The following is a 19973-nucleotide window of genomic DNA, read 5'->3' as shown; positions in this document are numbered from 1 at the left end:
GGGAGGACAGACATGGCACACAAGAAAGGCGTAGGTTCGTCCAAGAACGGCCGTGACAGCCAGCCCAAGTACCTGGGCGTGAAGAAGTTCGGCGGCGAGCAGGTGCTGGCCGGCAACATCCTCGTGCGTCAGCGCGGCACCAAGTTCAAGGCCGGCCCCAATGTGGGCATGGGCCGTGACCACACCCTGTTTGCGCTGGAAGGCGGCAAGGTCGTGTTCACCAACCGTGGCACCAAGGGCCGCTTCATCTCCATCGAAGTGCCCACTGCCGCCGCCGCTGACTGAACCGTCCGTTGGTGGTTTCCCCCGCCCGTCCACTGGGCGGGGGACTTTTTTGCACCTGCTGTCCGGCGCGGTACGCTCCACAGCAGCAGGCGGGGCCCCAGGTCCCAGGGAGGACAGCGCGATGGCATTTCGTGACGTTCTGAATATTGAGGTGGCGGCGGGCAACGGCGGAGACGGCAGCATGTCATTTCACCGGGCCAAGTACATGGAAAAAGGCGGCCCAGACGGCGGGCACGGCGGCAAGGGCGGCAGTATCGTTCTGCGGGCCACCCAGGGCGTCGAGAGCCTGGAACGGCTGGTGGGCCGCCGCAAGTTCAAGGCGCCCAACGGCGCGTACGGCGAGGGCCGCCTACGTCAGGGATCTGACGGCGAGGACATCTTTATTGATGTGCCCGTGGGCACCACCGCCTTTGACGAGGACAGCGGCCGCGTGATTGCCGACCTGGTGCGGGTGGGCGAGGAACGGGTGATTGCACGCGGCGGCTCCGGCGGACGTGGCAACAGCACCTTTACCAGCAGCACCCGGCAGGCACCCCGCTTTGCTGAACTGGGCACGGCAGGCCAGAAGCGCCGCGTGCGCCTGGAACTGCGCCTGATTGCCGATGTCGGCCTGGTGGGCTACCCCAATGCAGGCAAGAGCAGCCTTTTGGCAGCGCTGTCACGGGCCAACCCAGCGATTGCCGATTATCCCTTTACCACCCTCTCCCCCATCCTGGGCGTGGTGGACCGGCTGGATGAGGCGGGCACGCCGCTGGACGAACGCTTCACCCTGGCGGATATTCCCGGCATCATTGAGGGCGCCAGTGAGGGCAAGGGCCTGGGGCTGGAATTCCTGCGGCACATCAGCCGCACGCGCCTGCTGGTCTACGTCCTGGACGTGACGCGCAACCCCGTCGAAGAGCTGCGCCAGTTACAGGCCGAGCTGTATGCCTACGACCCCAGCTTGCTGGAGCAGGTGGCGCTGGTGGCGCTGAACAAGGTTGAACTGACCGATGAGGACCTGGCCGTCATGGTCGAAGATGAGCTGGTCCAGTTTGGTCTGCCGGTCGTCCACGTCAGCGCCAAGGAAGGTCAAGGGCAGGCCCAGCTGCGCGAGGCCATTTTTCAGATGCTCCCTGACCGCGAGTTGTGGGCACAGACGCATGCCCTGGAGATTGAGCCCGATACCGTGCGCGAGGAAGCACTGCGAATCGAGTTCCGCATTGATCCAGCGGCGCGTGGAGTAGGCATTGTGTCCACCGGGCAGCCTGAACGGGTTTGGACCATTCATGGCGGCGGCTTTGAAGAACGGATTGTGCGTTTCTCGCGGTATCTGGAGGAAGCGTCCGAGTATCTGGGCAGTGTGTTTAAGCGCCAGGGCCTGTACAACGCCCTGAAGCGTGCGGGCGCCCGCGAAGGCGACACGGTGGAGATCGGGACCCACCGCTTTGAGTATTTCGACGAGGACGAGGGAAAGTAACCGAGACGAGAAAAGCGCGCGGCTGCCCAGGGCAGCCGCGCGCTTTTCTATGAAGACTTTACTGCGCGAAGTCGCGGGTGAAGTTTTCCTGCTTGATATAGACGAAGCGGGGGGTCAGAGGGGGCAGCTTGGAACTCTGCCGGAAATTCTCTTCAAACTTCCACTGGCGCAGAGGCGGGTTGTACGTAGTCGTGTTCACCTGGAATGAGCCCTTGGCATGCTGCGGCTGATCCAGGCTGACCAGCGAACCGCGGTAGTTGTACTTCTGAATGCCTTTGGCGTTGCCGCCGTTGGCACCCCATTCTTCGTGAAAGCGCATCATGTTGTGAACACCACCGCTTTGAAGGTCCGAAGAAAGGTTGTCGTAAATCTTACGCTCGGCAACGGTGGTGGCCGTCCCCGCCAGAATAGCGGTGTTGACGGTGGTTTCAGACGCCTGGCGGTAGGTAAGGGGCATTTTTGAGAGCAGGTCACCCTCGACCCGGATGTTGTTTCCCGTATTTGCCAGTGGCATGCTCGGAATCAGCGTGGACGTAAGGCCCGTATTATTATTCAGGAGACCGGCTCCAGCCTTACGGTCAGCAACCCCCTGGGTCGAATAAACATAATAGGTCAGGCCATCAATGTTCACAGCGTCGGAGTAGAGCGTGCGACTCACAGCTGTCGTCACGGCTGCCGCTGCAGCACTCGTTGCAGGGCAGGTCGTGGGTGCAGTCACGACAGGAGGCACAATGGCGGTGGCTCTAGTTAAGGTAACGCAAGTAGTACTCAACCAGAAAGTAGCTGGCTCCTCCCACGCTTCAGACACGATATTAAAACTGTCCGCCAGAACCGCGGACGGCACCCAGTCGACGCTACTAGGCAGAGCTTTGTTAAAGTCGCCCTGGACATAAGCGGCCTGGTCGGTCACGAACGTAACCCCCTTGGGCCTAGCGCCGCTCTCGGCCTTCAGGACATCAGCATTCCACAGCCGAACACCGTAATTGTTGGCAACCGGGGCGTCAGACTGGGCAATCGCGCCGTTACTGCCATTGGTCAATGGCACGGCCAGCAGGCTGCTGGTCACTGTGGAGTTGGCGGCGCCGCGGTCATCTACTGTCATGTAGATCACTAGACCGCCTTCAGTGGCATTTTGCAGACCGCCCGAAACACCCAGCACACTTGAATTGGTACTGTTCTCAATGCACGAGAGTAGTTTGCGGACATTCACATCCAACATAATCTTGGTGGAGCGGGCCGGGTTGTTGCCCTGCGCCGAGTTGTCCCAGTAACGTGCTTCGCGGGTATCCCGGAAGGTCGCACTGTAACTGACAGCCACTTGCGGCGGCGTCAACAACTTAGCCACTGGGTTGGGCGCAGTGTCAACGCAGTTGACATTCAATCTCTGACCAGTCGAGCTCACGAAATAAGGCTCGAAGTCGTCGTAGTTGGCACTGGTAAAGGTTGACGACACCGCCGTCTTGCGCTTTAGCACAATGCGGACGTCAGCCTTTTGCCAGTACTCCGCCGAAGGAGTGGGCTGCAAGGCCGCAATAGACGGCACGTCTAGTTCACCAATGTTCGACTCAACGGTGCCGCCATAGCGAGTCTTGTAATAGTCGTTGGTGTAAGGCGTGTCCACCGCCGAACTACACGGCAGGGCAACCATACTGGTGTCCTGGGCAGCAATCAAAACTGACCCCTGACAGATGTTGTCCTTTTTCTGCCGGCGGTAAATGTCGTAGGCCGACGTTACCTGTCCTTCAAGGGTCAGAGAGGTGTCTGTTCCTGTTCCGGAATCCAGAAAAATGTTGCCGTTGGAGTGAATGGGGCCAGTGAACGACAGCTTCGCCGTGTTATCAAATTCCATGTCTTTATCGAAGAACACGGCGAACTGAAACAGCGGCACCACGCGGCTGCGAAAGGTCATGTTGGCCAGGGCTTCGGGGTTCCCGGCGGCGTTAAGTGCCTGACTGCGGACGGTGTAGGGTGTCTCCTCACCTGTCAATCCAGCGAAGCGCTCGCCTGAAGCCACCACGATGGAATAGGGGTCTTCGCTCTGCTGCACATAACTCTGAACCTTACGGCCAGCGATTGTGGTTTCTTCGCACTTCATGTCCTCAGAGCCCTGATTGGCGCCGACACAGGCGCCCGCTGGCAGCGGCGACTCACCTCCAGGCGTCCGGAAACTCTTGAAGAGGGTACGAATGTTATCGGCACGGGCGTTCAGTGCCGCTTCGGCAGCGTAGAAGCCGGCACTTCCGCGCGACGTCGCGCTGGAGGTTCTCGCGTTGTTGACTGTCAGCAGCGAGTAGGTAATCAGCATAATGCTCAGAAGGGCCACTAGGCTGAGAGCCAGCACCAGTGAGAACCCTTGCTGCCGGTCAGGGGCGGCGACGGAGCGAACAGGAGAATCAGGGATCACAGGGAGAACTCCTTTGCGGCGCGCAGTTTCATTAACGCGACTCGCTGGCGACATTGCGGGGATAAATCGTCGACTGGAAGGTACGGGTGTTGGCTTTACCTTGGCTGGGATTGCGCGCCTTCAGGGCAGCCACGATGGTCTTGACGCGGTTCCAGGGGCCGTCTATGGCCAGCGCGTTAACTGCGGTACTTGAATTTGTCACCGTGGCGCTTAAAGTCAGGCTGTCTATATCGAAGGCCACCGTCTGCGCGTCAGCGTCTTTCTCACCTGCCACTGCCAACTTCAACTGATTGTCGGCCACCCAGTACCGGCGCTGATCAATCAGAATAATCTGGCTCCCATTAGTGCTAGAAAACCCAGCAGGCACATTTCCTGCCAATACCAGTTCTACGACCCGCTTGGTCGCATCTGTGTTGTTCGACACACCACTAATTGTCTGAACCACCACAGGCGCGAAGGCAGCCAGCAATCCATTCCCGGCGGGACGGTACAGCAGGGCCGCCTGGTAGGCATTTCCCTGCGAGGCAAAGAAGACCCGCCAGGGCCGAACCTGCACATCATCCCCAGAGGTACCCGCGCCGGACACGCCTCTGTAAAGGCAGCGCGACGGGGTATCGCCGGCCGGCGTGGGGCCAATCACCTGCACGCGATTGTCGATGGCCTTGCATACGCTCAGGGCCTGTGGCCGCTGACTGATCAGATCGGTGGCTGTGCCCACCTGGCCCGCACTCATGGGAGCGATGCCCCGGCGCACAATTAATTTCTGGTTAGCATTGTTAAATTCGACGCCAGAGACTGGCAGCCGAATAGACGCCAGGTTTTCGCCCGCCTGACGAAGGTCATTGGTCATGATGTCCAGGGCCGTCTGTGCGTTCTGGGCCGCCATGATGCGGCTGGTATCTGACTCCACCAGCTGGTTGCTGCTCTGGAACATCGAGAAGGCAATCGTCATCACAGCAGCCAACAGGCTCATGCCCACCAGCAGTTCGGTCAACGTGAAGCCCGTTTGACGCTGCTCAGGACTCATTGCCGAACTGGGTAAAGTACGTTTCGGCGCGGTGCAGAATGGTCGTGCCATATTTCACCTCCACACGGATATAAACCGAAGTGTTGTTGCAGGGCAGCGCCGTTTTGGTGGCCGTCGTCAGATCATTTGGGCAGAAGTCAGTGACCACCGTATAGCTCTGGCCATTCATTGTGACCGTGTCTGACAAGTCATTTTTTTGCAGCGCCGCGTAATCGGTTCGTTGCCGGTAAGCCTCTAAGGTTTGCTCGCTGATACGAACCGCGTTGGCCTGCCGCTCCATCTTGGTGTTGAGGCTGGTGTTGGCCAGCAGGGCGCTCATGACCGTCGTCATGGCGATGCCCAGAATCGCCAGGGCAATCAGCAGTTCGATGATCGTGAAGCCGGCCTGAGTGGACTGGTTACTGCGCACTGGTTTTTACTCCTCCGCTGAGCGCCACCTGCACGGCGTACCTGGCCTTGGTATCGGTGATATTCAGCTGACCGGCAACGGTGGCCAGGCCGCGTGGGCTGTAACAGACAATGACGTTAGGCGTCGTGTTTCCACCTTGCCGACTGAGGGTCACAGGACGGCTTGGCGTACCACCAGGCAATTCCACTTTGAGCGTGTACGTATTCCACTTCGTCTGATTGGTCTCAGCGCAGGTCAGGGCGCTCTGCAGCTGCAAGTCACCGTTGGCGGCCAGCACCATGCGCCGGGCCTGGGTGTTGGCCGCCGCGTCAGCACGGAGCTGATAAAGCACCGAGTGCACCGTGCGAGCAGTGTCGCGCGCTGGATTGCGCAGCTTCGAGAAGCTGGTGAAGCCCAGGCCAAAGAGAATGCCCAGGATAGCCATAATCACCAGCAGTTCCAGCAGCGTAAAGCCCTGCTGACGCGCTTTAGAAGTGAGGGGGTGGGGTGTCATCATAGGTGACCTCTCTACTAGTTAAGGTGCCACCCAGCCTCTGACAGTTACTGCACAAATTTCCACAGTGACGCGCTTTTCCGCCCATCCAGGGGCCCCCAAACGGGGGACTTCTCCCCCATTCGGGGAGGGCCAAGCCCAGGACGGTTATCTTCCAAGGCGCAACACTTGGTCAAGATGAAACAGGAGCGCGGCAGGTACGCTGGGCGGCATGTTGGTCTCTAGTTCGGTGCAGGCGCTGCTGTCGCGTGAGCGCCAGTTGCTGAGCAGTGTTCAGGCTTTCCTGGCCCTGCAAGGGGCCCCTGAAGAGGTCACTGAGCATGCCCGCCAGGCTCTTCAGAACCTCGACGAGGCCTTCTTGCTGGTGGTCGTCGGGGAATTCAATGCGGGCAAAAGTTCATTTGTGAACGCGCTGCTGGGCGCGTCTGTGTTGCCCGAAGGCGTTACCCCCACCACAGACCGCATCTATGTGCTGGTCAACGGCGAGCGGCCCGGCCGAGTTGAGCCTACCCGCGACCCCTTTGTCAGCCGCCTGACTTATCCTCTGCCCAGCCTCGAAGGCGTGGCGCTGGTCGATACCCCTGGCACCAACGCCATCATTCGCCAGCACCAAGCGCTGACCGAGGGCTTCTTGCCCCGCGCCGACCTCGTCCTGTTCCTGACCAGCGCTGACCGGCCCTTTACTGAATCCGAGCGGCAGTTTCTGAGCCTGGCGGCGCGCTGGGGTCGGCAGGTCATCATGGTGGTCAATAAGGCCGACCTGCTGGAAACGCCAGAGCAGCAAACCCAGGTCCGTGAGTTTGTCGAAACCGGCGCGCGGGGTGTACTGGGCCTAACCCCGCCTGTCCTGCTGATCAGTGCACGGGGCGAGCAGCGTGGGGGCGACGCAGGCTTTGCGGCGCTGCGACAGGTCTTGAGCGAGCGGTTATCCGATACCGAGCGCACTCGCCTAAAGCTGCAAAGCCCACTGGGGACAGTGGCGGCCCTGCTAGACGGTGAGGAAGCCCGCGCTGAGGCCGCGCGCCGCACCCTGGCGGGCGACCTAGCGGTACTGCGCGACCTGGAAACGCAGCAGGCCACCCACCGCGAGGGCATGCTGGGCGAACTGGACGGCCAGCTCAACCGGGTCGCGCGTCTGCTCAGCGAATTCGAGGTGCGGGCCGACCGCTTCATCGACGAGCGGCTGAGATTTTCCAATCTGCGCGGGCTGCTCAACAGCCGCGAACTGGAAGAGGACTTCCGGCGCGAATCGGTGGCCGAACTGCCCGACGCCATTGACCGGCAGTTCGGCACCATGATTGACCGCTTCGTGGAGGCCAACCTGCATTTCTGGGAGGACGTGCAGGCCTTCCTGATTCGCCGTCAACCCAGCAGCGAGGTGGCCCGCACCCGCTTTTCCTATGACAGAGGCGCACTGCTGCAAGGGATTGCCGGCAGCGCCCGTGAGCATCTGGAAGCCGCCACCGAGCAGGAATTGGCCCGTGACCTCTCGCGAGACGCCGAGGACGCCATGAAGGGCGTGATTGGCGGCCTGGCCGGCGGGGTGGGCATCGGAGCGGGTGTGGGCGCCCTGATTGGGGCCACGGCTCTGGACTTTACTGGAGGCATTCTGGCCGGGTTGACGCTGGGCAGCTTGGGGCTGTTCGTGCTGCCCAATAAACGACTTCAGGCCCACCGGCAGCTAAGGGCGCGGGTGGCCGAGTTGCGTGAGGCGCTTGAACGCATCGTGCGGCGCGAGTACGAACGCGAGCAGGAGCGTGCCGACACCCGCCTGCAAGACGCTGTGAGTCCCTACACCCGCTTTACCACCCAGGAACAGGCCCGGCTGGACGCTGCCCGCGATCAGACGGCTGCTCTCCGTGCCGAACTGGACAGCCTTCAGGCGGAGGTCGGGAAACTGAGCTGAGAAAGGAAGGGGCAAACGCGGCGAGCTGACGCGGGGTGCCATTCCGCTGCTTGCATCAGAGGCCATGTGTTCATGCACGGCTGTTGCCCTCATGGGTGCTGCTTGGGCAGAGGCAGTGGAGTACGTCTCTTCACTGCCTCTCCCTTCCCCCGACAGCAGTTCTGCGTCAACTGGCCAGTGAAAGAGCGTCACCAACCATCTCAACCGGCATGACTTCACAACTTTGTAAGAATGCTTTGACGCAGCTTCCGTCTATACCGTGAGCAGGCCGGCACGCAGCCTTATTCCTGCTCGCTCCAGTCACACCACCGTTCTTTCAAACGACTCAATCAGAGTCTGGCTAATGAGAGCTACAACGCTGAGTGATGGGTTCTCATATTCAGTTGTTCTGCCAAACCCAGCCAAGCAAATGCGCTCCCTAGCCCTTTCAGGCCAGATGCTCGGCTTCACGCACGATCTGCAGGACGCGCTCGCGGATGTGGCGCTCCTCGCGCAGATACCGCTGGGCGCTCATCTGCACGCCGATAGCGGCCACCACGCTGTCGCCGGGCAGGGCATCGGGATGGGTCAGGGCGTGGTACGGCACGCCCAGGGTGCACTGGCCCGGCACCCATTCCTCGATGGAATAGGCGTAGCCCAGGCGGCGCACCTTGGCCACTTCGGTGCGCCACTCATCCATCGAGGTAATCGAACTGGGTGTGCAGGCCGAAAAGGCGCGCGGCGTGAGATCGGCGTGGGCGTACAGAATCTTGCCGCTGGCTGTCGCTGTGGCAGGCAGATAGACGTCCAGAGGCAGGTCGATATCGGCGTCGGGGTGACGCTCACGGATGGCGGCCACCACTTCCTCACCTTCCAGAATGCACAGAAAGGCCACCGAGCGCACCTCCAGCGCCAGGCGGGTAATCAGGGCGCGGGCCTCGGGAAACCAGGGCAGGGCGGCCGTCAACTGCGCGCCCATCTCGGCCAGGTGCCAGGACAGGCGGTACTTGCCAGCCGGGGTGCGGCGCAGGAAGCCCGCCTCGGTGAGGCCAGCCAGGTAGGCGTGTGCGGTGGCGCGGGGGACGTTCAGGTGAGCCGCCAGGGCGCGCACGCCCCACTCTGGCTGCTCGGCACTGAAGGCCCCCAGGATGTTCGCCGCTTTCTGTAACGACAGCACTCGTCCAGCCTACAGGGACAAAGCCGCCTTGTATACCACCCCTGGGAAAGAGCGGGGACTGGCAAACGTTTTCAGGCCAGGCGAGTCGCGTGCAGGTGGGCCAACATCAGTGCGCCAGTGGCCTGAAGCGCGTCCGTGTGGGTCCGTTCGTAGGCGTGGCTGGCGTCCACGCCTGGGCCGATCAGGGCCACTGGGTAGTCGCCACCCGCGCGCCAAGCCGCCGTGCCGTCCGAGGCGTAGTAGGGGTAAATGTCTACGCGCAGCTCCAGGCCGGCCCCAGTGGCTGCCGCCCGCAGACGGTTGCCCAGCGCGTGGTCGTAAGGGCCGCCGCCGTCCGCCACACACAGGGTGACGTGGTGTTCACTGCTGGTCTGGCCGTCGCCCACCGCCGCCATATCCACCGCAATCAGCTCATCGGTGTGAGGCGGGATGCCGGTGGCCGCGCCGTGCCCCACCTCCTCATAGGTGGTGATATGAAAGGCCGCTGTGATCGGCGCTGGCCGGGCCAGCAGGTCGCGGGTGACCGCCAGAAACACCGCCACTGCCGCCTTGTTGTCCAGGTGCCGCGCCTTGACGTAGCCGGCGGGGGTCACGCGGGGCCGGGCATCGAAGCTCACGAAGTCGCCGACGGCAGCGCCCAGGGCGAGCACATCGGCGGCACTGAAGACCTGCTCGTCCAGCCGCACTTCCATGACCGCCGCTTCCCGTTTGAGGTCGCGCAGGGCCGCGCCGTGCACATGGGTGCTCTGGCGCACATTGACCACCGTGCCGGTCAGTTCGCGGCCCGCCTGGGTATGCACGCGCACGTCCTCGCCTTCCACGGTGGCCCAGTCGTAGCCACCCAGACCCCACAGCCGCAGGCGGCCCGAGGGCTTGATCTCCTTGATCATCGCACCCAGGGTGTCCACATGGCCGCTGAAGGTGACGTGCCCGCCAGCCGTGCCCGGCACCTCCCAGGTCAGGGCGCCCTTACGGGTGCGCGTGGGCGTGACGCCCAGGGCGCGCAGCTCGGTGTCCAGCAGCGCCACGGCGCGCTCGGTAAAGCCGGTGGGGCTGGGGGTGTCCAGCAGCCGCACCAGCACGTCCAGGGTGTAGTCCATGTTCATTGTCATGCGCTTAACTCCAAGGTCAGGACGGTAAAGCCCTGCTCGGCAGCACTGGCCGCTGTGGCCGTCTGCTCGAGGGTGCCGGGCAGGGCCAGCAGATGCAGCGTCTGCACTGCGCGGGCGTGCAGCTGCGCCCCGAGGTCAGAGCCGGTAAAGGCGTCGGGCAAAGAGGCGCGCACCAGCACGTCACCCTGCTCGGCGCGGAAGTCCGGGTGCAGGGTCCAGGCTTTCGAGAAGGTGGCCCAGGTGCCTTCCTCTTCTGGCCCGTCCCACTGCACATAGGCAATCAGCCAGCCCTGGGCGCGGGCCTCATCCACCAGGTGGGCCCAGTCGCGGGCCAGCTGACGTTCGTCGGGTCGGTCATCCAGGTCGTGCCGCTGCGCGTTCAGCAGCAGCAGGGCGTTGGGCGTGAGGCTCATGCCCGGCAGCATAGGGGTTTCTGTGGGGGTCGCACCGCATTCCTGCCCAGAAACGAGCAAAAACAAGCGGTCAGAAGCGAACACTGCTCAGCTCACTGAGGACCACATCGGTGCCGGTGCCATTGAGCCGGCAAAACCCAGACGTGACCGTCCTGCCCTGAAGAAATGCAACGCTGAAGCCAGCGAAGTCTGCCCGTTCAGGCGTTTGACCGCCCCTGGCGTTGTAGGTCAAGGTAACCGCCCGGACCGTCTGGCCCTTCACGACCTCAGGTGAGCTGCGGATGCTGCGCTCGCAGAGGGCTTCAAATACCTCGCGCGGTGGCCGCTGGTCAGGGGTGCTGAGCAGCAGAATTGTTATCAGGAGCGCTAGGCCAACAAGAGGGACGGCGGTCCATAAAGCGCGGTGAAGAGCACGGCTGGACATCCTCGTTCAAGGATATGCAGACGCTCTACTCGAAGGGGCCGCAGTTGAGGGGAGGGCGCAGACCCTGCCTCATCAACACCGCCGGCTCATGAAATCCCGGACGAACGCGGAGCAAAAACTGCCCTCAGGACTCCACCTTCATGCTCATGATGCTGGCGCCAGCGTCCACGTACACCGTCTGCCCCGTCACGCCACTGCCCAGGTCGGACAGCAGAAACAGGGCTAACTTGCCCACCTCTTCTGGGGTGGCGTTGCGGCCCAGGGGCGCGCTGGCGGCGGCCTTTTCATACATGGTGCCGAAGCCCGGAATGGAACGCGCCGCGATGGTCCGCATGGGGCCCGCGCTGATGGTGTTTACGCGTACGCCGGCTGCCCCCAGTTCGCTGGCCAGGTAGCGGGTGGCGGCTTCCAGCGCTGCCTTGGCCACACCCATGACGTTGTACTTGGGCACGACCTGCTGAGAGGCATGGTAGGTCAGGCTGACGATACTGCCGCCGGGGCGCAGCAGCGGCTCGGCGTGGCGGGTGGCCGAGACCAGGGTGTAGGCGCTGACATTCAGGGCGGTGTTCCAGTCGTCTGGCGTGGTCTCGACGAACCGGCCGTCCATCGCGCTACGCGGCGCAAAGGCGATGGAATGCACCAGATAATCCAGGTGCCCGAATTCATCTTTGACGCGGGCGAACAGGGCGCTCAGGTCGTCGTCCACAGTGGCGTCGGCCTGCTGGCTCCAGACGCCTTCGCGGCCGGCCAGCAGTTTGTCCAGTTCGCTTTTCAGGCGCTCGCCCTGGTAGGAAAAGCCCACCCGGCACCCGGCCGAGAGCAGCTCCTGCGCGATGGCCCACCCCAGGCTGCGGGCGTTGGCCACCCCCATCACCAGGGCCGTTTTGTTTGTCAGGTCAATCTGCACCGTCATGCGGGGGACTGTACCAGGGCCGGCGACGGGCACGCTGAAGCCGGTGCAAGAAGGCCCCGCAGCTGCCGGCGCCGGAACATGAACACCCCCCCTACCCCCCCCGTCAGAATCTGGTGAGACATGACCAGGAATACTGATGACCTGATGCTTCTTCACGCGCCGCACCTCACTGCGCCGCACGCTTTCAGTTCGCGTGCTGGGGGCGTGTCACGCGGTCCCTACGCGGGCCTGAACCTGGATGACCGGGAGGACGACCCGGCCCACGTGGCCGAAAACCGCGCCCGCCTGTGCGCGGCGCTGGGCTTTGACGCCGCGCAGGTGGCCCGCCTGACCCAGGTACACGGCACCGACGTGGTGTATGCGCCGCAGGGAGGTCACTGGACTGGCGACGCCCTGACCACCGACCGCCCCGGTGTCCTGCTGGCCATCGGCACCGCCGACTGCTACCCGCTGCTGCTCGAAGACCCGGAGGCCGGGGTGCTGGGCGCCGCCCACGCCGGCTGGAAAGGCACGCTGGGGCGCGTGGCGGCCCAGACCGTGCAGGCCATGACCCGGCTGGGCGCCCGGCCCGAACGCATCCGCGCGGCGGTGGGCCCCGGCATCTGCGCCGCAGCCTACCCGGTGGGCGAGGGCGTGGCGCAGCAGTTTGACGCGGCGGGACTGAGTGCGGCGTTGGTGCGGCACGGCGAACACCCTCACCTGAATCTGGCGGCGGCCAACCAGGCCGTGCTGCTGGAGGCAGGCCTGCACCCAGAGCACCTGTGGCTCAGTGGCCGCTGCTCGACCGAACCTGACTTCTATTCCTACCGGCGGGACGCCGGGCGCACCGGGCGGATGTGGGCCGTGATCGGCCACCCGGCCGAGGCGGTGAGCGCGTGACCCGCCTGCGCTCCAAGAGCCTGCTGAGGCCCAGGGACGTGATTGGGCACGTTACGCACATCACGCCTGAATTTCTGGCCGAGCGTCAGCTGCACGGCCTGCTGCTGGACCTCGACAACACCCTGGTTCCCTACGGCAGCTACGCCAGCGGCGAGGCCGCCGAGGTGCTGGCGTGGGCCCGCGACCTGAAGCTGAGTGGCATTGGGCTCTATCTGCTCAGCAACGCCACGGGCCGGCGGGCCGCGTTCTGGCTGGACCACCTGGGGTTTCAGGGCGTGGGGCTGGCGGGCAAGCCCAACCCCCGCGCCTACCGCCACGCCCTGCGCGGCCTGGGGCTGCCCCCGACGCAGGTGGGCATGGTGGGCGACCAGCTGTTTACCGACGTGCTGGGCGGCAACCTGTGCGGCATGCACACCATCCTGGTACAGCCGCTGGCGGTCAATGCCCTGCCCCACACCCGCGTGGCCCGCAAATTAGAACGCGCGGTGCTCAAGCGCTACGGCCACGACTGGCGGCCCTGACCATGGGCGCCCTTCCTGATCTTTCCTCTCGCCCGCCGCTGGGTCTTTCCGGCTACGCGCTGGCTCTTTTAAACCTTCCCCGCCTTTTCCCCGCCCTCACGGCAGTTGTGACGCAAGGAGACATGAACTATGGCACTTTCTATCGGTGACCGGCGCCTCGGGGCCATCCTGCTTGAGCAGGGCTACGTCAACGACTCTGACCTGCAAAAGGCCCTCGTGCGCCACGCCGAAGTGGGCGGGCGCCTGGCCGAAATCCTGATTGACTCTGGGCTGGTGGGCGAAAAACGCATTGCCCGCGCCATTGAAGAAGCCCTGGGGATTCCGCTGGTGAACCTGCTGGTGGTCACGCCCGACCCGGCCGCCCTGAATGCCGTGCGCGCCCAGACCGCCCTGAACGTGCAGGCGTTTCCCTTTGCCATGGACAACGGCACCCTGCGCGTAGCGATTGTGGACCCCCTGTCGAGCTACGCCATCGAGGCACTGGAAGACGACAGCGGCCTGAACATCGAGCCGTACCAGGCGCTGCGCGACCAGATCATGTGGGCCATCGCCAGCAACTACCCCGAACTGGATATGAGCGTGGACCTGCCCGCCGACGCCGAGCCCAGCCAGGGCGGCGGCATGATGGGCCAGCGCCTGATCGCGCGCGGCATGATCTCGGACGCGCAGCTGCAAGTCGCCCTGGACGCCCAGCAGCAGACCGGCGAGCCGCTGGGCGCGACCCTGGTGGCCCAGAAGGCCATCACCGAAGACCAGCTGTACGAGGTGCTGGCCGAACAGTCCGGCACGGTGTACCTGCGCAATCCGCGCGACTTCCAGCCCAGCGAGGATGTGCTGGGCTCCATGCTGCGCGCCGACGCCCTGCGCCTCTCTGCAGTGCCGGTGGACGAAACCGACGCGGGCGTGACCATGGTGACGAGTGACCCGCGCAAACGCGACGACCTTGAGGCCCTGGTGGGCCGCCCGGTGCAGCTGATTCTGGCCAAGACGCGCGACGTGGAACTGCTGATTGAGCGCTTCTACCCGCAGCGCGGCCGCCTGGGCGAACAGATGGTGCAGCAGGGCACCCTGTCGCGCGCGCAGCTGCGCGAGGCCCTGCAGGTGCAGGCCCGCGAAGGCCGCGTCAAGCCGCTGGGCGAGGTGATCGTCGAGCTGGGCTTCGCGGGCGCCGACGAAATCGACAACGCCTTGCAGAAGCAGAACGCGGGCGGCGGTCGCCTGGAAGACACCCTGGTGCAGTCGGGCAAGCTGTCCCCCGAGATGCTGGCGCGCTCGCTGGCCGCACAGCTGGGCTACGAGTTCCTGGACCCGGTTCAGAACCCACCCGACGCCAAGGTCGCCCTGATGATCCCGGAAGCCACCGCGCGGCGTTACGGCGTGGTGCCCATCCGGCTGCAGGGCGAGGGCCTGGTCATCGCCATGAAAGACCCGCGCAACGTGTTTGCGCTGGACGACCTGAAGCTGATTACCGGGCGCGACATCGTGCCGGCCGTCATGGCAGAAAAAGACATCATCCGCCTGATTGAGCGGTACTTCGGCAATCAGGACATGGCCAACCTGAACCAGCAACTGGTGCAGGAAAGCAACAAGCGCGAGAAAGAGTCCAAGCGCGGCGACGACGTAGACATCTCGGCGGGGCTGGACGACAACGCCGTGGTGCGCGTGGTGGACAACATCATCCGCGAAGCGGCGCTGCAGGAAGCCTCGGACATTCACATCGAGCCGACGGAAACCGCCCTGCGCGTGCGTTACCGCGTGGACGGCATCCTGCGCGAGCAGAACTCGCTGCCCAAGGGCAGTTCGCAGAGCATCCTGGCGCGCATCAAGATTCTGGGCAGCCTGGATATCTCCGAGCGCCGCATTCCGCAAGACGGCCGCGTGCGTTTCAAAAAGGGCTCGATTGACCTGGACCTGCGCCTGTCGACCCTGCCCACGGTGTACGGCGAGAAAGCCGTGATGCGCCTCCTGCAAAAGGCGAGCAACATCCCCGAAGTCGAGCAGCTGGGCTTTTCCGAACACAACTACCAGCGCTACCTGGACACCATCCATAAGCCCAACGGCATCTTTCTGGTGACGGGGCCGACCGGTTCGGGCAAATCGTTTACCTCCTTTTCGACCCTCAAGCGCATCGCGGTGCCCGAGAAGAACACCACGACCATTGAAGACCCGGTGGAATACGAGATTCCGGGCATCATTCAGTCGCAGGTGAACAACGTCGCGGGCATGACCTTCGCCCGCGCACTGCGCGCCTTCTTGCGACAAGACCCGGACATCATCTTCGTGGGCGAGATTCGAGACACCGAAACTGCCAAGATCGCCGTAGAAGCTGCGCTGACGGGCCACCTCGTGCTGGCCACGCTGCACACGAACGACGCGCCGGGCGCCATCGTGCGTCTGGAGGAAATGGGCGTGGAGCACTTCAACATCGGCGCCGCCGTGGTGGGTGTGGTCGCTCAGCGTCTGGTGCGCAAGGTCTGCAATGACTGCAAGGCCCCCACCAACGCCGACCCCGACGTGCTGCGCCGCCTTGGGATTACCGAGCGCGACCTCAAGGGCGCCCAGCTGATGCGCGGCGCCGGCTGCAACCGCTGCGGCGGCACCGGCTACAAGGGCCGCATGGGCATTCACGAACTGATGGTCATTGACGAGCCGCTGCGCGTCGCCATCGGCTCGGGCAAGAACGCCACCGAAATCGCCGAGGTCGCCATGACCAAAAGCGGCATGAAGACCCTGCGCCAGGACGGCATTGAAAAGGCCCTGGACGGCGTCACCACCCTGGAAGAAGTGCTGGCCGTCACCAGCAAGTAACCCCCGCCCTCCTCTCCCCTGCTCCGAGGTACCCCCCCCATGACCCAGCCTGCCCCCGATATCACCGACATCCTGCGCTTTGCCGCCGACAAGGGCGCGTCCGACGTGATTATTACCGTCGGGCTGGCGCCGCAGTTCAAGTTGCAAGGCGTCTATGACGCCCAAGGCTTTAACGAGTTGGGGCCAACCGACACCCGCAAGCTGATGTACTCCATGATGAATGAAAAGCAGCAGCGCACCTTTGAAGAGCGGCGCGAACTGGACTTTTCGTTCGCCCTGGGCGAGAAGGCCCGCTTTCGCGTGAACGCCTTTATGCAGCGCGGCCATGTGGGCGGGGTGCTGCGTCTGATTCCGACCAAGATCAAGAGTGCGCAGGACATGGGCCTGCCGCAGAACGTGGTGGATATCTCCAACGCCCCGCGCGGCCTGGTGCTCGTCACGGGCCCGACTGGCTCGGGCAAGTCCACGACGCTGGCGGCCATGATTGACCACATCAACACCACCAAGCGGCTGCACATCATGACCATCGAAGACCCCATCGAGTTCATGCACACGCACAAGCAGTCCATCATCAACCAGCGCGAGGTCGGCGCCGACACCATGAGCTTTAACGACGCCCTGCGCGCCGTCCTGCGTCAGGCCCCCGACGTGATTCTGGTGGGCGAAATGCGCGACTACGAGACTATCAAGGCCGCCGTGACGGCCGCCGAAACCGGGCACCTGGTCATGGGCACCCTGCACACCAACAGCGCGCCGGAATCCATTGACCGTATCGTGGACGTATTCCCCGAGGAGCAGCAGGAGCAGATTCGCGTGCAGCTGGCGAACAACCTGGTCGCCGTGATGACCCAGCAGCTGCTGCCGCGCCTGGACGGGCAGGGCCGGATTCTGGCCTACGAGCTGCTGATCGCCAATCCAGCCGTGCGCTCGCTGATCCGCGAAGGCAAAACCTACCAGATCACCAGCGTCATGCAGACCGGCGCCCGCGAAGGCATGGTCACCATGGACGCCTTTCTGGCCAACCTGTACCGCCGCCGCGTGATCTCCTTTGACGTGGGCGTGGAACGCGCCGTGGACGCCAAGGAGTTTGCCCGCCTGGCCAACGACCCCAGCATTGGCAACGCGGGGGGCGCAGCGGCGGCCCCCGCTGGCTACGGCAGCGCGCCGGTGCAGGGCTTCGGCACGGCGGCGCCCACCCAGTCCACAGGACGCGGCGACGTGGGCCGTGGGGACGCCCGCAGCACCAGCACGCCCGAGATGGGGGGCGGCGGCTCCTACGGGCGCCGGTAAGGCGCCAAAAAGCAGAGGCAGGCGGCGCGGGTCATTCCATCAGGAAGCCCGCGCCCCTTCCTTGTCGAGACTCTCGGGGCAGGTTAGAGACGGGCCGCCCACTTCATCCTTCGCACGGTTAGGGCGTCTTCGCCTGCTGCCTATGGGTTGCGCGGTGGCAGCCTAGCCTCTGACCACCAGTGTTCCCCTGCACCGGGCGCCCCTTTCACGAACTGGCCGGGTGTCACGCCCACATGCCGCTTGAACTGGTTTGAAAATGCACTCTGGTCACTGAAGCCCGTCGCCAGCGCGACTTCGGCCAGACTCCAGCCCGCGTTCAGCCAGGCCCTGGCCTGCCGGATGCGCACCTGCACCTGATAGGCGTGAGGCGGCAGGCCGACCTCCTGCCGAAAGACCCGCGAGAGGTGAAAGGGGCTGAGGCCCGACACGCGCGCCACATCTTCCAGAGATACCTCCTCGCTGGCGTGCGCCTCCAGATAGGCCTGCACGTCCCGCACAGCGGCCCGCTCCTGGCCCACGCGCCCCGGCGACAGCCGCGCCTCTCCCAGGTCCGTGACCAGCTGCGCCAGGGCGTCCTGCAGCGCCGTTTCACGGGCCAGCTGCGACGCCGCCGGATGGATCAGCACCTGATGCGCCCTGGTCAGTCGCGCCGCCACGGCTGGCGCGGCCGCCACACTCTGCGGAAAGAATGGCGTGTTTACCGACCGCCCAGTGACCTGTTCGGCCACCCAGCGCAGTTGCTCAGCGCTGGGATAGAGCACCAGATGCAGGTACCCGCCTTCTGCCCAGGAATGCCCAGTGGTGACCTCGTCGGCATTAATCAGCATGACACTGCCTGGTGGCGCCACGCGCTCGGCGCCGCGATTCCAGAACTCCGCCGCGCCCTCATGCACGACCCCGACGGTGAATTCCTCGTGCGTGTGCCGCGCAAAGGCCTGTTTGACGAACCGGGCCTGTAACACGTCCAGGCCGCCCAGTGCGGGCACGCGCCACAGCTGCGCTTCATCCCGCTTCAGGGGCGCCCGGCGTGGCGTCAGGTCTGCGCTCACCGCGTCAGCATAGGCAGCCAGACCAGCAATTTTTTGCAAGACAGGCCTCAAAGAGAGCCGCTACCGTAGCGTCATGTCGCCGCTGGATCTCCCGCCGTCAGAGCAGAGGCCCTCCACGTCCCGTCCTGGGCTGTTTTACGGCTGGATTGTCGTTGCCGTGGCGGCCCTGGTGCTGCTGCTCTCGGCCGGGGCGCGCTCGGCGCCGGGAGTCTTTTTGCTGCCCATGCAGAGCGACCTGGGCCTGAACCGCACGGTGCTGTCTTTCGCCGCGTCTCTGGGCCTCATTATGTTTGGCCTGGGTGGGCCCCTGAGTGGCGCCCTGATGGACCGGTTTGGTCCCCGCCGCGTAACAGCAGCGGGCCTTCTGCTGATCGCCGCCAGCTTCGGCGCCAGCGCCCTGATTCACACCGCCTGGCAGCTTCATCTGGTCTGGGGCGTCCTGAGCGGGCTGGGCACCGGCATCGTGGGCAGCGTGCTGGGGGCCACCATCGCCAACCGCTGGTTCGTGACCGGGCGCGGCCTGGTGATGGGGCTGTTCGGCGCCGCAGGGTCGGCGGGCCAGCTCCTGTTTCTGCCGCTCCTGACCGCCATAGCCGGGGCCCTGGGATGGCGCCAGAGTGCCGTCATCATCGGAGGCCTGGCGCTGGCGACCCTGATTCCAGCCGCCGCGCTGCTGCGTGACCAGCCCACCGAAGTCGGCGAGCAGCCTCTGGGGCTGAAACCCGGCGAGCAGGCGCCCAGCGTCCGGCCCGACCCTAGGGTAATGCGGCGGGCCGTGCGTTCGGGACAGTTCTGGCTGCTGGCGCTCACCTTTTTTGTCTGTGGGGCCACCTCAAACGGCCTGATTGGCATGCACTTTATTGCGTACTGCACAGAAGCGGGCCTGACCGCTGGGTACGCAGCCGGGATGCTGGCGCTGATGGGCGCCTTTAACTTTGCAGGCACGATTGCCAGTGGCTGGCTGACCGACCGCTACGACCCCCGCCTGCTGCTGGGCGCCTACTACGCCTTCCGTGGCGTCAGCCTGGCCCTGCTGCTGTTCATTCCGCCGGGCGCAGGGCTGGTGGCCTTCGCCGTGCTGTTCGGCCTGGATTACATCGCCACCGTGCCGCCGACCACCGCGCTAGTAGCCGACAAGTTTGGGCGGGGGAATGTCGGCACGGTGTACGGGTGGGTCTTCTGCGCCCACATGGTCGGCGCGGCGCTGGCCGCGTGGCTCGGCGGTGTGGCGCGCGACGCCCTGGGGTCTTATGGCGTGGCGTTCATCGTGGCGGCTCTGCTGTCCCTGGCCGCAGCGGCGCTGACGCAGGGCATTGGGCGGCCGGAGCGGCCTGCTCTGGCCAGGGCCGGAGACTGACGGGTGGCTTGACTGAGAGGAGGACCGATCAACTTCATCAGGCCGCAGCTCGCCTTCTGATCGCAGAT

General features: G+C 64.4%; 17 protein-coding genes. 8 read left to right on the top strand and 9 right to left on the bottom strand.

The features are described from left to right. Positions 1–12 precede the first annotated feature (12 nt). Entirely contained in the window at positions 13–285 is a 273-nt protein-coding gene (gene rpmA, locus GO986_RS15615; protein WP_157460236.1) for a 50S ribosomal protein L27, read from the top strand. 121 nt (positions 286–406) lie between these two features. Continuing rightward, positions 407–1744, top strand: coding sequence for a GTPase ObgE (obgE, locus tag GO986_RS15610; RefSeq protein ID WP_157460235.1), 1338 nt, complete (start codon positions 407–409; stop codon positions 1742–1744). A 58-nt stretch (positions 1745–1802) separates the two neighbouring features. Here the strand turns inward: obgE and GO986_RS15605 are convergent, their stop codons facing one another. Genes GO986_RS15605 through GO986_RS15590 form a run of 4 tightly spaced genes read right to left on the bottom strand, consistent with a single transcriptional unit; the run spans position 1803 to position 6080 of the window. Next, positions 1803–4148 (bottom strand): hypothetical protein, encoded by a 2346-nt coding sequence (locus GO986_RS15605; protein WP_157460234.1) that lies wholly within the window; start codon positions 4146–4148, stop codon positions 1803–1805. Positions 4149–4179: 31 nt separating this feature from the next. Further along, entirely contained in the window at positions 4180–5226 is a 1047-nt protein-coding gene (locus tag GO986_RS15600) for a PilW family protein (RefSeq protein WP_157460233.1), read from the bottom strand. Next, complete coding sequence (locus GO986_RS15595; protein ID WP_157460232.1) at positions 5165–5584, bottom strand: type II secretion system protein; 420 nt, start codon at positions 5582–5584, stop codon at positions 5165–5167. Before GO986_RS15595 ends, GO986_RS15600 begins: the two co-directional genes overlap by 62 nt. Further along, entirely contained in the window at positions 5574–6080 is a 507-nt protein-coding gene (locus GO986_RS15590; RefSeq protein ID WP_157460231.1) for a prepilin-type N-terminal cleavage/methylation domain-containing protein, read from the bottom strand. Before GO986_RS15590 ends, GO986_RS15595 begins: the two co-directional genes overlap by 11 nt. A 208-nt stretch (positions 6081–6288) precedes the next feature. On the opposite strand from GO986_RS15590, the gene GO986_RS15585 reads away from it, so the two are divergent. Continuing rightward, on the top strand, positions 6289–7983 hold the full coding sequence (locus GO986_RS15585; protein ID WP_157460230.1) for a dynamin family protein: 1695 nt from the start codon (positions 6289–6291) through the stop codon (positions 7981–7983). A gap of 427 nt (positions 7984–8410) precedes the next feature. Here the strand turns inward: GO986_RS15585 and GO986_RS15580 are convergent, their stop codons facing one another. The 4 genes from GO986_RS15580 to GO986_RS15565 all read right to left on the bottom strand — a co-directional run bounded on the left by GO986_RS15580 (position 8411) and on the right by GO986_RS15565 (position 12001). Beyond that, a complete protein-coding gene (locus GO986_RS15580) occupies positions 8411–9139 on the bottom strand; it encodes an IclR family transcriptional regulator (RefSeq protein ID WP_224575631.1) in 729 nt (242 codons plus the stop codon). Between the two features lie 71 nt (positions 9140–9210). Then, a complete protein-coding gene (locus GO986_RS15575; RefSeq protein ID WP_157460229.1) occupies positions 9211–10251 on the bottom strand; it encodes a M42 family metallopeptidase in 1041 nt (346 codons plus the stop codon). Further along, entirely contained in the window at positions 10248–10664 is a 417-nt protein-coding gene (locus tag GO986_RS15570; protein WP_157460228.1) for an isochorismatase family protein, read from the bottom strand. Before GO986_RS15570 ends, GO986_RS15575 begins: the two co-directional genes overlap by 4 nt. A 548-nt stretch (positions 10665–11212) precedes the next feature. Further along, positions 11213–12001, bottom strand: a complete 789-nt coding sequence (locus GO986_RS15565; RefSeq protein ID WP_157460227.1) for an enoyl-ACP reductase FabI — start codon at positions 11999–12001, stop codon at positions 11213–11215. Positions 12002–12121: 120 nt separating this feature from the next. On the opposite strand from GO986_RS15565, the gene pgeF reads away from it, so the two are divergent. From pgeF to GO986_RS15545, 4 genes are all read left to right on the top strand, one after another. Further along, positions 12122–12880, top strand: coding sequence for a peptidoglycan editing factor PgeF (gene pgeF / locus GO986_RS15560; protein WP_157460226.1), 759 nt, complete (start codon positions 12122–12124; stop codon positions 12878–12880). After that, the gene (locus GO986_RS15555) at positions 12877–13401 is read left to right on the top strand and encodes a YqeG family HAD IIIA-type phosphatase (protein ID WP_224575638.1); all 525 of its coding nucleotides are present in this window, start codon (positions 12877–12879) and stop codon (positions 13399–13401) included. Before pgeF ends, GO986_RS15555 begins: the two co-directional genes overlap by 4 nt. Positions 13402–13530: 129 nt before the next feature. Next, a complete protein-coding gene (locus GO986_RS15550) occupies positions 13531–16209 on the top strand; it encodes a type II/IV secretion system protein (protein ID WP_157460225.1) in 2679 nt (892 codons plus the stop codon). 39 nt (positions 16210–16248) lie between these two features. Beyond that, positions 16249–17499: a type IV pilus twitching motility protein PilT gene (locus GO986_RS15545; RefSeq protein WP_157460224.1), complete on the top strand. Its 1251-nt coding sequence runs from the start codon at positions 16249–16251 to the stop codon at positions 17497–17499. A 140-nt stretch (positions 17500–17639) separates the two neighbouring features. Here the strand turns inward: GO986_RS15545 and GO986_RS15540 are convergent, their stop codons facing one another. Further along, positions 17640–18548 carry a helix-turn-helix transcriptional regulator gene (locus GO986_RS15540; protein WP_157460223.1) on the bottom strand — a complete coding sequence of 303 codons (909 nt, stop codon included), beginning with the start codon at positions 18546–18548 and terminating at the stop codon, positions 17640–17642. 73 nt (positions 18549–18621) lie between these two features. Between GO986_RS15540 and GO986_RS15535 the strand changes: the two genes are divergently transcribed. After that, positions 18622–19905, top strand: coding sequence for an MFS transporter (locus GO986_RS15535; protein ID WP_157460222.1), 1284 nt, complete (start codon positions 18622–18624; stop codon positions 19903–19905). Positions 19906–19973: the final 68 nt, after the last annotated feature.

Source organism: Deinococcus arboris, from assembly GCF_009755355.1.
GTDB classification, from domain to species: Bacteria; Deinococcota; Deinococci; order Deinococcales; family Deinococcaceae; genus Deinococcus; species Deinococcus betulae.
This window is presented reverse-complemented; position numbering and strand designations above follow the sequence as displayed.

Coding starts and splice junctions, on each gene's coding strand:
- rpmA (WP_157460236.1), top strand. CDS start 13: ATGGCACACAAGAAAGGCGTAGGTTCGTCCAAGAACGGCCGTGACAGC.
- obgE (WP_157460235.1), top strand. CDS start 407: ATGGCATTTCGTGACGTTCTGAATATTGAGGTGGCGGCGGGCAACGGC.
- GO986_RS15600 (WP_157460233.1), bottom strand. CDS start 5,226: ATGGCACGACCATTCTGCACCGCGCCGAAACGTACTTTACCCAGTTCG.
- GO986_RS15590 (WP_157460231.1), bottom strand. CDS start 6,080: ATGATGACACCCCACCCCCTCACTTCTAAAGCGCGTCAGCAGGGCTTT.
- GO986_RS15585 (WP_157460230.1), top strand. CDS start 6,289: ATGTTGGTCTCTAGTTCGGTGCAGGCGCTGCTGTCGCGTGAGCGCCAG.
- GO986_RS15575 (WP_157460229.1), bottom strand. CDS start 10,251: ATGACAATGAACATGGACTACACCCTGGACGTGCTGGTGCGGCTGCTG.
- GO986_RS15570 (WP_157460228.1), bottom strand. CDS start 10,664: ATGAGCCTCACGCCCAACGCCCTGCTGCTGCTGAACGCGCAGCGGCAC.
- GO986_RS15565 (WP_157460227.1), bottom strand. CDS start 12,001: ATGACGGTGCAGATTGACCTGACAAACAAAACGGCCCTGGTGATGGGG.
- pgeF (WP_157460226.1), top strand. CDS start 12,122: ATGACCAGGAATACTGATGACCTGATGCTTCTTCACGCGCCGCACCTC.
- GO986_RS15550 (WP_157460225.1), top strand. CDS start 13,531: ATGGCACTTTCTATCGGTGACCGGCGCCTCGGGGCCATCCTGCTTGAG.
- GO986_RS15545 (WP_157460224.1), top strand. CDS start 16,249: ATGACCCAGCCTGCCCCCGATATCACCGACATCCTGCGCTTTGCCGCC.
- GO986_RS15535 (WP_157460222.1), top strand. CDS start 18,622: ATGTCGCCGCTGGATCTCCCGCCGTCAGAGCAGAGGCCCTCCACGTCC.